Consider the following 12,029-nt stretch of genomic DNA (forward strand, 5'->3'; position numbering starts at 1 on the left):
TGCGGTATTCTAATAGTAATTGAGAAAATATTGAATTGAGCTGAACATCCTCTGGAGGCAGCGAGTCTATGGAATTATTTGGCAATACGTTCTTCTGGTCATTCTTCTTTATGATCGGGTTTGTGGCGACGTTAGAGTTGATCGAAGACCTAGGTAATCAAGTCACGATTCGGCTGTTTCACCGTAAAATCGAAACGGTGTGGCTGCTGGTGGCTTACGTGGTGGTCGTGATCATCTTCGTTCGGGTGTTACGGCTGTTTGGGACGACCTACACCTGGACGGCGAACGCGCTTCGGAACGGGGCACTAATTTATATGAGTTTAAAATTACACAGCCACAAGGGGTACGCCGTTCTCCTCGGGTGCGTTTTCCTGTCGTTTTGGCCGTACTGGGACTGGAACATGGGAGCATTGGCGGGCTTTGTAGGCACACTGGTGTTGCTGTATGCGTTAAACTACTGGCAAAACTGGATCAGGCGCAATCAGCTCCGGTTGTTTGTGACGTTGTGCGTGACGAGTTTGGTCATTTGGCTGTTTGATATGTATTCATACGGATACGAACTGGGTCAGACGCTGTCGGTGACGGTTTGCTTTATCGCCGTCATGGTGGTGGCGTACCTCTACGACCAACTGTTGGCTTATCGTAAGCGCCGGGAGCAGGAGTTGACCTACGATACGCAGCACGATGCGCTAACTGGCGTGCACAGTCGAATTAAATTTAATAACGACTTTTCTCGGTACCGGCAACTTGTGAACGATGGTAAAATTCCGTCGGTTCAACTAGTGATGGTGGATATTGACCACTTTAAGCGGATCAATGATACTTACGGGCATTTAGCGGGTGATACGGTGTTAAAGACCTTTGCGCAGGACTTTACCGATTACCTTGATACGATGACCTTTCCGGCGACCCTGTACCGAACGGGTGGTGAGGAGTTCAGCATCATTTTAAACGGTGGAACAAGTGATGAGCAGGCCGACGTCATGTTGGCGAATTACCGCGAACACTTAGCGGACTTCAAAATCCATGCAGCGGGCGCGTCAATTAAGTTGACTATCTCGGCGGGCGTCACGCAAATTGCTGCGGCTGACAACGAAAATGATCAGGTCATTAGTCGGGCGGATGCTAACTTGTATGCGGCAAAGCGGGCTGGCCGAGATCGGGTCGTCAGTGATTGACTATAAATTAAATAAGCGTCCCCTAGATGCCAGATTAGGCATTTAGGGGACGCTTATTCAGTGTCATTGGGCGAGGTGCGCTATACTAACATTATCATGAATCGAAAAGGGAGTCCTCATCCATGCCAACCATCCGCATCACCCAAGCCGCCACTGAGCGCCTCAAACAACAGCACCTCCAAGACAAAATCCTCGTTCTCATCGCCGACGATGGCGGTGGCAAATACAGCCTGCAAGGTGGCGCCTGCACGATTGGCGCGGTCTTCACGTTAGTGGTGCTCGATGCGCCAGATCCAGATTATCCGATTCAACTCACGAATGAAGCAGGCGTTCAGCTCTACAGTGCCGAATACGACCTGTACTTCTTGGCGCCCGGATTAGTGCTGGACGTCCGCAACTTTCAATTTGCGATTCGCGATGATGCCCAACAGTTTGAGACGCCGGTGCAGGTCGTGAACGGCGCCGACATGGTGGCTACTCATAACCGGGGACTCACTGAATCGCCAAAGTCTTGCTAGTCCTGAGCGCCGAATTCTAATTCAGACATCGAATCTTCCATTTGTTCGATCAGGTTGGTTTGCTCAATAATTGCGCGCCAGGTTTCCGGGGAAGTGTTCCCGTGAGCCTGCTGCGCAATTTTTTGGTTCACGTCGTCTAACACTTGGTCAAATAACTTGTCGGCTTCCCGTTGGATCATGGTGTCGTTTAGGCGCCGAGCGGGGAGCTTATCCATGTTCTGCTCGTTCAAATAGGCTAAGGCCTTTTCCATGAAAAGGGGTTCGACCTGACTATTTTCCGCGAGGTAGGCTTGTAGTTCTTGATTATTCATTTTCAAAACTCCTTTAGTGAACGTATGTTCTTAACGTGCCAAAATAAAAGCCCACTAACTGCGGGGGCACTGGGTTCAGTGTACCGTATTTAGTAGGCAAATTCAATTAGTTTGCGGTGGTCAGGACAGTTAGGCGGTACCGCCACCACCAGTCCGGAACGGCGATGCGGTAGCGGCCCATGGTCTCGCCGATGATGCGGGTGGGAGACCAGCGCTTATGTTGTAGCTGCGGAAGTAAGAACGAGTCGTAGCAGTCAACGGCTGTGCCAATCAGTTGGCCGTTGATGCGCACGTGGAGCGGTTGGTGGTCTGAAGCAAGTTGCTGCCAGTCGTAGGCGTAGGCGGTTTGCTCGGCGGTGGTCACCGGTACTGCTTGTGGTAGCCATTCTGGAATGGTATCGGGGTCGAGTTCGCCAAGGTCGTTAAAGGTTTGGAGGCCGATTGCGCCCTCATTCGTCATAGGCTGGTTGATTGGGACGTTAATGCGGGTGAGTTCACCGGGCTGGTGTTGAAGCAGGTCGCATAAGTAGCGAAACCCAAGCGCGTCATCCGCCGTGGCCATGGTCCAAAGCCGAAGCGGTTCGCCCTTTTTTAACGCTGCCAGCAGTTGCGTCTGCGCTTGCTGAAGTGACGCAACCGTCACAGTTGAAAGTGGGTCGTAACGTTGCTTAAGTTGCCAAATCGGGTCATCCGGGTGAGCCAATTTGGTTAACTGGCCGAATTGGAACTCGGCAGGTAGTCCGAAAACTGGCGTGTCTAGCGTATTGGCTAAACTAGCCGCGAAACTTTCGTTGAAGGTGATGTCCATTGACCTATTGCTCCTTTTGTCGGGTGGATTGCGGGTTCAGTATACCATGCCAGTGAACCTGATTGCATTTGTGAAAGGCCCGTCCTTCGTGCTAAACTAAGACTAGAAACTTATCGGAGGCGCACTTATGGTGAAAGTTAAGAAACAACGATATCAACGTGAATTTAAGCAAGCTTGGACGCAATTTGCGAGCTTTCCGGGCTATCAGATGATCGAGGGGACTTATCCTGAGGGATTACCCGAAACGATTGGCGAGACCTTTTTCAGCGCGATGGATCAGGTCAACGGCTTACCGGTAGCGCAGTGGACGCAAGCGGACATTTTGGCCGGTTTAAAGTTGCTGCACGAACAAGACGAGTCGGTCGATCAATTCGACGAACAGTTCCCAGTGGTCAGCAGCCTACTGTTATTCATTGCTTCTCGAAGTGATAACGACCTCAACATGGTGCCGCTACGGGATGCGTTAACTGCCTATCAAGACGAATTGGCGAAAGCCGCAGCGGCTGATGGTCATCCGCGTTGGCAGAGTTCGGTTGCCGCTGAATTGAAGAAACAGTCCGTTGATTGGGCGAAGCAGTTTGTGAGCTCAGATGAATTTAAAGCGCTCTCAATCGCGCCCGCCAAAGCGCGCCTGTTAGTTCTCGTATTAGTTGGTCAGGCCTATGAAGAACTGCAACTAACTCCTAATCAGTGGACCGCTGCAGCCTTAGAGCAACTGCTCACGGGTTACGTGGTGAACGAAATGGCCTTTGAGCCAGCCGACTATGACCAATTGCCGGATTTGCTGGCGGCCTTCCTAGCCTTTGCACAGCGAGAAGACTTGTTATCTGACGCAGTGGTTGCTGAAGTGCAAACCGCAACGGAAAAGGTGATGGATCAAGTTGTGATAGCGGGTAAGGATGACGCCAACTACTCACCAGCCAAAACGGTGCTGCTGAAGATGAAGGCCGATGGTGTGGACATCAACGACCAAAAATTAGCGAAAAAATACCTCTCAGAATACGATGACGCCGTGCAGGTCCAACGCGTCCTCGATGGCGAAGTCGCTTATCCGGGCACCGTTTACGTGCCAAAGAGTGAAGTCGAGACCCGCCACCACGTGCAACAAACGGCCGACTACAAGTGGTACCAAGCCGTGGCAACCCGAACGCATGATGAAGGCTTGAAGACGGCCCGAGAACTTTGGGTCAAACCAGAACAAAAATCTGTCCGTCAAGCGCACAACCAAGCAGAAGTTGTGGACATCATCGTCAACTTCTACGATGTGATGTATGCGGATTACGTGGAAACGCCTAAGCGCTGGGAAGCCGACCATGTGGCGGCGTACTTAACCCAGTTAGCCGGTCAAACTAAGGTGGCCACTTACACGTTTACAACTCAGATGTTGCGGACGTTATTTGGTCAGTTGGCCGATGAAAAAGTTTTGACCAAGAAGATGGCAACCGCATTAGAACAGGTCTGTGACCGGCCATACCCACGGACGGCAGTGGCTGAAAAGCACGAGGTTCACGATTTGAGTAAGAGTCGGCATGGCAGTAAGTTACTTCGTCGCCGGAAGCGGTAGTTGATGCTTGTGTTTCGCCCAGAATCAGCCTAGAATAACGACCATTAAAGTGGTAGTGACGTTGTGAACTCACGCTTGTAATGGGGTGTTCAAATGTCGACGAAACAGCGGTTATTTCTATTGGCTGAAATGTGCCTCGGCATGGGGACCGTGATGAGCCTCGTCGGTAATTGCTTGGCGATGGGCGTCACGGTCAGGGCGTGGCATACGTTTCTGGTTTGGTGGGCGCCCACGGTAATCGTTTCGTTTGGCTACGCTGTGTTGGTCGTTAATCGGCTCGTGAACGGGTTGATCAAACGGTATACGGTTCAGCTATCGGGGACAGCATTGCAACGCCGAAGTAATCGAATTCGAAGCTGGACCATGCTGATTGTGATGTGCTTTAGCATGTGCACCTGGGGACTAGTGATTGCCGGCGCGATTCCGGGAATGCCGGTTGTCGTTATCTTTGTGGTTTGGTTGCGGTCGTTGCTGCTGGCTTACGTTGTTCGTGGGTTAGTGGTTCAACCACTGGCAATGTGGATCATGCGGCGGGTGGTGCCGGGATAATTAGTGAACTTATATGAAGGTCATCGACGAGTATGTTTACTTGTTGGTGGCCTTTTTGAGTTACTGTTGTTTGTGTCCAGCGATAGTGTGCGGAGCGAGACGGGTTGAGAGCGTAATGTAAGGGCACTTCGGTGAAAGCGCCCGGGCCTGGCGGTTTTATCGAAGTGCCCTTACATGCAGCTCTCAGTCTCGCGCAGCACCATTCGGCGTGGTGGCCAGAAAGCGCGTGGTTGACAAGTTTCTACAACTTCAGGAACCCTAAAAATAACAGCCAAAGTGGCGCCGAATTTTGTAGCCTGAACGAGCGCTTTTCAATGCGACTTTGGCGAGCGAAGCGATGACAAACAGCCAACACCCAAATCACACCCAACACTTACGCTGGACACAAGCGACAACAAAAAAGATCCCGCCACCTCAACAGGTAGCGGAATCTTTTCAATTCAAATTAACGATTTTCTTGTTCAGTCGATGCTTCATAAGCCGTGCGGTCACCAGTACCTTGGGCTTCGATTTCTTCAAGCGTTTTGCCACGAGTTTCAGGAACGGCAAAGCGGATGAAGGCGACACCTAAGAGACAGATGATGCCGAAGATGGCGAAGACGGATTCTTGGCTCATGTTGGCGGTCATCACTGGGAAGAGGAGACCGACTAACCATGATCCAATCCAGTTGAATGATGATGCGACGCCGGATGCGCGACCCCGAATTTGGAGTGGGAAGATTTCACCGACTAACACCCAGGTCAATGGGGCCCAAGTGAAGGAGTAAAAGGCAACGTAGACGCATAAGAAGACGACGATCAACATTGGACTGGTATTTGGTAATAGCCAGTTAATGACAGTTGGGAGTAAGAATGATAGTCCCATAACGGCGCCACCTAAGGTTAACAACGTCCGCCGGTTGAACTTTTCGGCGATGGCGATGTAGAGGAGGGAGCCTAACACGAGAATGATGCCTTGGATAATGGGCCACATTAAAGCGGAACTTGCGGCCTTACCAGTGGCTTTTTGAACGATCAATGGAATGTAGTAGAAGATGGCGTTAGCGCCTTGGAATTGTTGGAAGGTGGCAACGCCAACCCCAGCAATCACCAAGTAGCGGTACCGCTTGCTGACCAAGGTGCCCCATGAGGTTGACTTGGCAGCGGCAGATTCTTCTTTAGAAGCGGATTGGATATCGGCTAATTCGTCATCGATCGTGCTGGTATCTTTTCGGATGTAACTTAACACTTGGCGCGCTTCGTCTGGGTGACCGGTTTTAACCAAGAACCGTGGTGATTCTGGCAACTTGAGGACCCCAAGGAAGAGAATCGCAGCTGGAACGGCTGCTAAGCCAAGCATTAACCGCCAAGCGAGCACTTCTGGTAAGCCTTTAAGCACGAAGTCGATCACGTAGGACAGTAGCATCCCAGTCACGATCATCGTCTGGTTTAACCCAGATAGCGAGCCCCGCTTTTCAGCCGGTGACATTTCAGACATGTAGGCGGGAACGAGTGCTGACGCCGCCCCAACCGCAAGTCCCAAGAACATCCGCACGATAATCAAATAAATCTGACCATCATGAGGTGATCCGGCAGAAAGAAGTGACCCCGCTGCGAAAATCAGGGCGGAGAGCAGAATCATCTTCCGACGACCCCAACGGTCAGAAAGCTGACCAGCTAAAGCCCCACCGAAGATGGCCCCAAACATGACGGCTGAAGTGATCCAACCAGTGATGGTGGCGTTGTTTTGCAAGTGCCAATCAATTTGAAGAAATGGGAGTGCCCCGGTCATAACACCAATGTCATAACCGAAGAGGATGCCCCCGAATGAACCGAAGAAGTAGATAAATCCACTAGAAATCTTTTTCTCCTGTTGCATGAGTTTGTTGCCTCCTTGAGTTTAAGTTACAGACGAATTTAAATGAAAACGTTATCAATAACGGGTAATAGGTGGCATAATGGCGTGGCGAGTGTCGAGGTTTGTGTAAAAAACAACGAACGCGCACTCAGCCGAATAAGAAGAAGACACCGCTCTCATTGAATAAGATAACGCTAACACGTTATACTGTACGGTATTTATACGCATAAATCAACAGTTGTTTTATTTGTATTATAAATAATGAGCAAAGTTAAGCGCTTCCATGGTTGCGGTTTCATGGTTTTGGTGAATTTTAAATTATTTTCGCTGATAGACCAATGATTTGGTAATCAAACTAATTTATCAGACGAATCACAAACTGTGTTGTTTCAAAAAGTTTACCGAGACTGGAACTGCTTTCAATCCCATTCTTTGCTAAAATAGACCTGTTAGCCAAATTGGCGAAAGCTTGTTAAATCGCGGATGCGATGAACGGAGGCAGTTAATGACAGTAATGAAGGCGTCACAAGCGTTAGTTCAGGAACTTGAAAATTGGCAGGTCAGTCACGTTTACGGGATTCCGGCCGATTCATTGATTGATGGGTTTGCGGCAGAACAGGAGCGGATGGCCTACATCCAAGTGCGTCACGAAGAGGTTGGCGCGCTGGCCGCGGTTGCCGAAACAAAGTTAACCGGACAAATTGGGGTTGCCATGGCCTCGGTTGGTCCCGGTGCCGTTCATCTCCTATATGGGATGTGTGATGCGAAGATGGACCACACGCCGATGCTGCTGATCATGAGTACGGTTGCGACCGACATGATCAATACCCACTATATTCAAGACTTTGATGAAAATGAACTGTTTGCGGGATTGGATACCTATCACCGCCAAGTGAGTGACGCGCGGACGATTCCCACGGTGATTCGGGAAGCCATTCAAACGGCGTACGATACCCAATCACCGAGTGTGGTGTTGATTCCGGATGATTTAGCCAATCAAGAGATCGACTACCAGCCATTAGTGGTTGAGCAGCCGACCGTTACGCCTGCTGGTGGCAGCGTTGATCAGGTTAAAACAACGTTGGCGCTGATCAAGGATGCTGAGCGACCAGTGATGTTGGTTGGTTCTGGTGTCAAAGCGGCCAAGGCGGAAGTAGTCGCTGTATCGAAGCGGTTAGGCTTACCCGTGATTGCGTCGGCGCCCGCAGCTGGTTTAGTACCAACTGGCTTTGAGAATTTCATGGGCACTCAGGGACGAATGGGCACTCAGCCTGCCTTTGAGGCGTTACACATGGCCGACTTAGTGGTGATGGTGGGGACCGTTTATCCATTTATGCGGTATTTAGACCAACCCGTCAAAACGATTCAAATCAACCAACGCGCAGCGGACCTTGGCGTGCAAATTCATGCGGATCAAGCGGTGGTTGCAGATGCCGGGACATACTTACAGCAGTTGTTAGCAGCTCAGGCGGCGCAGTTACCGGAAACGGCCTTCTTGAAAGCCTGCCAGCAATCACGGCAGAACTGGTTGGCCTACCTTGATGAACGGGCAACTTTGACGGCTGATGCGCCCCTGACTGCTGAAGCAGTGTTGCGTCAGGTGGGAACGTTAAGCGAAAGCGATACGATCTACGGGTTAGATGTAGGGAACAACACGGTCTTTTCAACCCGGATGCTGCCGTTTGATCAACAACAACAACTCACGATGTCGGGCTGGTTTGGTGCGATGGGTTACGGCTTAGCGGCCGGAATCGCTGCCCAATTGAGCTATCCAAAACGGCGCGTGATCACGGTTTCTGGCGATGGTGGCTTTTCAATGGTTGTTCAAGACCTATTAACTCAGGTACAATATCAGTTACCAGTCATCAACGTGATCCTCGAAAATGGCGGGTACGGGTTTATTCGGCAGGAGAAGGCCAACAGTGGTCAGACGGACTACGGCTTGACCTTCAATAACGCCAACTGGGCCGGGGTTGCCACGAACATGGGGGCTTTAGGACTACGAGTGACGGATGCGGCTTCCTTAACGGCGGCGATCACAACGATTCAAGACCACTTGGCTGCGGGCAACCTCCAGCCAATCGTATTGGATGCCGTGATCACCGAAGAACCACCGCTGGAAACTGGCCAGATGATTTTGGATCCGGAACAGTATGAAGCCGACGCCATCGGTGCGTTCCGGCAACAGTATAATTTGCCAGCTGATAAATACCCCGCCCTGCGAACCTTACTTGCCCAGCAAGATGACGAAATCTAGTAATCGGAGCGATAAGCATGAAATTTAGTTGGAACGTGACCCATCCCGGCGCAACCGCCAAGACCATTTTGGCCGAACAGGGCGTGAGTCACCGAATGTTTAGTCAAATCAATCAGAGTAACGGTCAGGTGCTGATCAACGGTCGGTCGGTAAAACCGGCAACCAAGGTGAACGTGGGTGATCAGGTAACCTTGATTGTGCCGGAAGAACCGGCTGATCCAAACGTGCCGATAAGCGATGGGCCATTGACCGTTCAGTACGAAGACGAGAATTTAATGGTCGTCGAAAAACCAGCTGGCTTGACGGTGGTGCCTGGTCCCAGTAACCGAACCGATACGTTGGTGAACCGGGTGAAGGGTCACTTAGTTGCGGCGGGTGATCGGCAACTGGTACCACACGTCATTACGCGGTTGGACCGGGATACGAGTGGCTTGGTGTTGTTAGCAAAGCACCGATTGGCCAATTCTTGGTTGAACCAGCAACTAGGTGATCACACGTTGGTCAAACGCTACTTGGCCATTGTCAGCGGTCAGTTACCGGCAGACCACGACATGATCGATGCGCCATTGCGACGAGCGGATGATGGTGTCAATCAAATCGTGGCACCGGATGGCAAGTCAGCTCAAACCGAGTACTGGGTCAAACAACGTGGTACGGATTGGACGTTAGTTGAGGTGCTCTTGCATACTGGCCGGACGCACCAGATTCGCGCGCACTTTCAGTCGTTAGGGCATCCGTTGCTTGGCGACGAACTCTACGGTGGCCCGCAAACGCAACTCATGCGACAGGCCTTACACGCTTATGCCCTTAGTTTTGAAGATCCAGTGACGCATGATCAACGCCAATTTGAATGTCCGTTACCAGCGGATATGTTGGCAATCGTTCAGGCTTAATCCAATTGAAAAACGTTGTCCAAATCGTGCGCTTTGGGCAACGTTTTTTTGAATTGGTCTGCTAAAACAATTAAACGATTTTGACTCTTAAATGAGGATTCGATGATGAAAAACCGCGTCAAAGTAAGAATTGTCCTCATACTCAAGAAAAAGGTGGATTTTGCTTGTATTCCCTACAGAAACCGGTATAGTGGCATTGTACAAAAAAATAAGGAGTGAATTTAGATGACAAGTAATGATGAGTCACAGCAGGCAATTGAAAAAATCTTGAACCGGGTAGAGGAAAACTTAACCGAGTTATCTTGGTTTGACTGCGACTTAAAAGATGAACAATTTGCCAAACATATCGCTGAGGTCAAAGCTTCATTAAAGCTTGCTAAACGGTCATACAGCGATCGGAAGTTGGTCACCGAATAATCAGTTACGAAGACATCTGGCTGTCACTTTGATTTTAGACCCCTGTATTTAAATGAAGTTTCATCTATCCGTTCGATGGTGTTGACCATGAGCTGGATAGCGTGGCACGCTCTCACTGAGGGCGTGTTTTTTTTAGGTTAAATTGGCCAAGTGAGTGAGATTTAAGTTAAACTAGACTTAACTTAAATGAGAGAAATGGGGCGACGATATGGCGGAAACGAAGACGGCAACGTGTCTGGTGGACGGGAAGACGTATCCCGTTGAATCAGGGTTATTCTTGATTGATTTATCGACTACGTTACGGCAACGAATCAAAAAGGATTACCCGCAAGCGAAGGTGACTAGTTTTATCTGCGGGCATCATTTGCTGGACTACCGGTTAGCCAACGTTGACGCGTTGATCAGTTCGGACTTAAAGCAGAGTCAAAAAATCAACCGTAAGCTGACACGGGCGTTGCAGAGTGATGATTACGAGATTACGGATGTGAACGAAACGTTGACTAAGAGTCTGACGCTGGGCGAACGGGTGGCGGATAATGTCGCGCGCTTCGGTGGGAGTTGGGGCTTCATCGGCGTGTTCGTGTTCGTGCTGGTGACTTGGATGGTGATCAACGGCCTGCAGCTGTTTGGGATTCGGTTTGATGACTATCCATTTATTCTGTTGAACTTGTGTTTAAGCTGTATTTCGGCCATTCAAGCGCCCATTATCATGATGAGCCAAAACCGGTCAGCTGACCGGGACCGGATGGATGCTGAAAATGACTTTCACGTGAATTTAAAATCCGAGCATGAGTTGCGAATCTTACACGCCAAACTTGATCATCTATCACAAAACCAGATTCCACACACGTTAGAGATTGAAAAGCTTCAAATCGAAATTTTAGGTGAAATTCGCCAAGAACTTACTGAGCTTCGCAAACAGGGTGAAAACCAGTAACTTTGACAAATTCCGCAGAATCCGGTATCCTCTTATGCAACACGCAAATACACTGGAGGATTTATTTTGATTACCATACGAGAGGCTCAGCAGGAAGACGCTGGCCAGATAGCACCGCTGATCAACCTGATTTTTGACGAGATGCAACTTGAAGAACTTGAAGACGTCCCCGAACCTGACTTAGAGCAGGTCATCGCGATGGCTTACCGGACCCGCAGTTATCTGTCCGGTGACGCAACCACCGTGGTGGCCGAGGCCGATGGTCAAGTTGTTGGGGTTGCCTTCGGGTATCCCGGACAAAATGAGGCACGGGTCGACGAAGTCCTTCGTCGCCTGTCAGCCAAAAGTGCCGCCTTTGACACGCCGTTTGAAGCGGAGCCAGAGACGGCAGCGGGTGAATGGTACTTGGATTCCATTGCCGTTTCACCACACTATCAAGGACACGGGATCGGCAAACGCCTACTTGCGTCACTGCCAACCTACGCCAACCGCGACCACGAAAACGTGATGGGGTTGATCGTTGACTTTGAAAATCCCGATGCCATGGCACTATATCAGCGCGTGGGGTTCCACGTGGTCGGCACCAAAATGGTCGGTGACCACGAGTACTACCACATGCAAAAGCGGGTCGCCGCTTAACTAATTTAATCAATCAACTACGGTCAGGCGTTTGCCTGGCCGTTTTTTTTTGTTGTCGTTTGTGTCCAGCGTAAGTGTGCGGAGCGAGACGGGTTGAGAGCAGTGTGCAAGGCGACATCGG

The 12,029-nt window shown here is 50.3% G+C and carries 12 protein-coding genes; 9 read left to right on the top strand and 3 right to left on the bottom strand.

The genetic code is table 11. The features are described 5' to 3' along the window. Positions 1–68 precede the first annotated feature (68 nt). Both ACYVR3_RS09700 and ACYVR3_RS09705 read left to right on the top strand, forming a co-directional pair. Positions 69–1,178, top strand: a complete 1,110-nt coding sequence (locus tag ACYVR3_RS09700; protein ID WP_461244078.1) for a GGDEF domain-containing protein — start codon at positions 69–71, stop codon at positions 1,176–1,178. Between the two features lie 122 nt (positions 1,179–1,300). After that, positions 1,301–1,696 (top strand): iron-sulfur cluster biosynthesis family protein, encoded by a 396-nt coding sequence (locus ACYVR3_RS09705; RefSeq protein WP_461244079.1) that lies wholly within the window; start codon positions 1,301–1,303, stop codon positions 1,694–1,696. Here the strand turns inward: ACYVR3_RS09705 and ACYVR3_RS09710 are convergent. Both ACYVR3_RS09710 and ACYVR3_RS09715 read right to left on the bottom strand, forming a co-directional pair. Next, a complete protein-coding gene (locus ACYVR3_RS09710) occupies positions 1,693–2,007 on the bottom strand; it encodes a hypothetical protein (RefSeq protein WP_054737448.1) in 315 nt (104 codons plus the stop codon). The genes ACYVR3_RS09705 and ACYVR3_RS09710 overlap by 4 nt on opposite strands. Positions 2,008–2,113: 106 nt before the next feature. Further along, entirely contained in the window at positions 2,114–2,815 is a 702-nt protein-coding gene (locus ACYVR3_RS09715; RefSeq protein ID WP_461244080.1) for a DUF3658 domain-containing protein, read from the bottom strand. Positions 2,816–2,942: 127 nt separating this feature from the next. Between ACYVR3_RS09715 and ACYVR3_RS09720 the strand changes: the two genes are divergently transcribed. Together ACYVR3_RS09720 and ACYVR3_RS09725 are read left to right on the top strand one after the other, a co-directional pair. Beyond that, positions 2,943–4,379 (top strand): hypothetical protein, encoded by a 1,437-nt coding sequence (locus ACYVR3_RS09720; protein ID WP_461244081.1) that lies wholly within the window; start codon positions 2,943–2,945, stop codon positions 4,377–4,379. Between the two features lie 93 nt (positions 4,380–4,472). After that, positions 4,473–4,928, top strand: a complete 456-nt coding sequence (locus tag ACYVR3_RS09725; protein WP_461244082.1) for a hypothetical protein — start codon at positions 4,473–4,475, stop codon at positions 4,926–4,928. A 445-nt stretch (positions 4,929–5,373) separates the two neighbouring features. Here ACYVR3_RS09725 and ACYVR3_RS09730 read toward each other — a convergent pair whose 3' ends face one another. After that, on the bottom strand, positions 5,374–6,786 hold the full coding sequence (locus tag ACYVR3_RS09730) for a sugar porter family MFS transporter (protein WP_461244083.1): 1,413 nt from the start codon (positions 6,784–6,786) through the stop codon (positions 5,374–5,376). 484 nt (positions 6,787–7,270) lie between these two features. Between ACYVR3_RS09730 and ACYVR3_RS09735 the strand changes: the two genes are divergently transcribed. The 5 genes from ACYVR3_RS09735 to ACYVR3_RS09755 all read left to right on the top strand — a co-directional run bounded on the left by ACYVR3_RS09735 (position 7,271) and on the right by ACYVR3_RS09755 (position 11,908). Beyond that, the gene (locus ACYVR3_RS09735) at positions 7,271–9,022 is read left to right on the top strand and encodes a thiamine pyrophosphate-dependent enzyme (protein WP_461244084.1); all 1,752 of its coding nucleotides are present in this window, start codon (positions 7,271–7,273) and stop codon (positions 9,020–9,022) included. Between the two features lie 17 nt (positions 9,023–9,039). After that, positions 9,040–9,915 carry an RluA family pseudouridine synthase gene (locus tag ACYVR3_RS09740; RefSeq protein WP_461244085.1) on the top strand — a complete coding sequence of 292 codons (876 nt, stop codon included), beginning with the start codon at positions 9,040–9,042 and terminating at the stop codon, positions 9,913–9,915. 225 nt (positions 9,916–10,140) lie between these two features. Next, entirely contained in the window at positions 10,141–10,332 is a 192-nt protein-coding gene (locus ACYVR3_RS09745; protein ID WP_054736948.1) for a hypothetical protein, read from the top strand. A 208-nt stretch (positions 10,333–10,540) separates the two neighbouring features. Beyond that, the gene (locus tag ACYVR3_RS09750) at positions 10,541–11,269 is read left to right on the top strand and encodes a DUF1003 domain-containing protein (RefSeq protein ID WP_461244086.1); all 729 of its coding nucleotides are present in this window, start codon (positions 10,541–10,543) and stop codon (positions 11,267–11,269) included. 66 nt (positions 11,270–11,335) lie between these two features. Further along, a complete protein-coding gene (locus tag ACYVR3_RS09755; protein ID WP_054736950.1) occupies positions 11,336–11,908 on the top strand; it encodes a GNAT family N-acetyltransferase in 573 nt (190 codons plus the stop codon). Positions 11,909–12,029: the final 121 nt, after the last annotated feature.

It is taken from the genome of Secundilactobacillus muriivasis (assembly GCF_054785195.1).

Coding starts and splice junctions, on each gene's coding strand:
- ACYVR3_RS09735 (WP_461244084.1), top strand. CDS start 7,271: ATGACAGTAATGAAGGCGTCACAAGCGTTAGTTCAGGAACTTGAAAAT.
- ACYVR3_RS09740 (WP_461244085.1), top strand. CDS start 9,040: ATGAAATTTAGTTGGAACGTGACCCATCCCGGCGCAACCGCCAAGACC.
- ACYVR3_RS09710 (WP_054737448.1), bottom strand. CDS start 2,007: ATGAATAATCAAGAACTACAAGCCTACCTCGCGGAAAATAGTCAGGTC.
- ACYVR3_RS09715 (WP_461244080.1), bottom strand. CDS start 2,815: ATGGACATCACCTTCAACGAAAGTTTCGCGGCTAGTTTAGCCAATACG.
- ACYVR3_RS09705 (WP_461244079.1), top strand. CDS start 1,301: ATGCCAACCATCCGCATCACCCAAGCCGCCACTGAGCGCCTCAAACAA.
- ACYVR3_RS09730 (WP_461244083.1), bottom strand. CDS start 6,786: ATGCAACAGGAGAAAAAGATTTCTAGTGGATTTATCTACTTCTTCGGT.
- ACYVR3_RS09720 (WP_461244081.1), top strand. CDS start 2,943: ATGGTGAAAGTTAAGAAACAACGATATCAACGTGAATTTAAGCAAGCT.
- ACYVR3_RS09725 (WP_461244082.1), top strand. CDS start 4,473: ATGTCGACGAAACAGCGGTTATTTCTATTGGCTGAAATGTGCCTCGGC.
- ACYVR3_RS09745 (WP_054736948.1), top strand. CDS start 10,141: ATGACAAGTAATGATGAGTCACAGCAGGCAATTGAAAAAATCTTGAAC.
- ACYVR3_RS09750 (WP_461244086.1), top strand. CDS start 10,541: ATGGCGGAAACGAAGACGGCAACGTGTCTGGTGGACGGGAAGACGTAT.
- ACYVR3_RS09700 (WP_461244078.1), top strand. CDS start 69: ATGGAATTATTTGGCAATACGTTCTTCTGGTCATTCTTCTTTATGATC.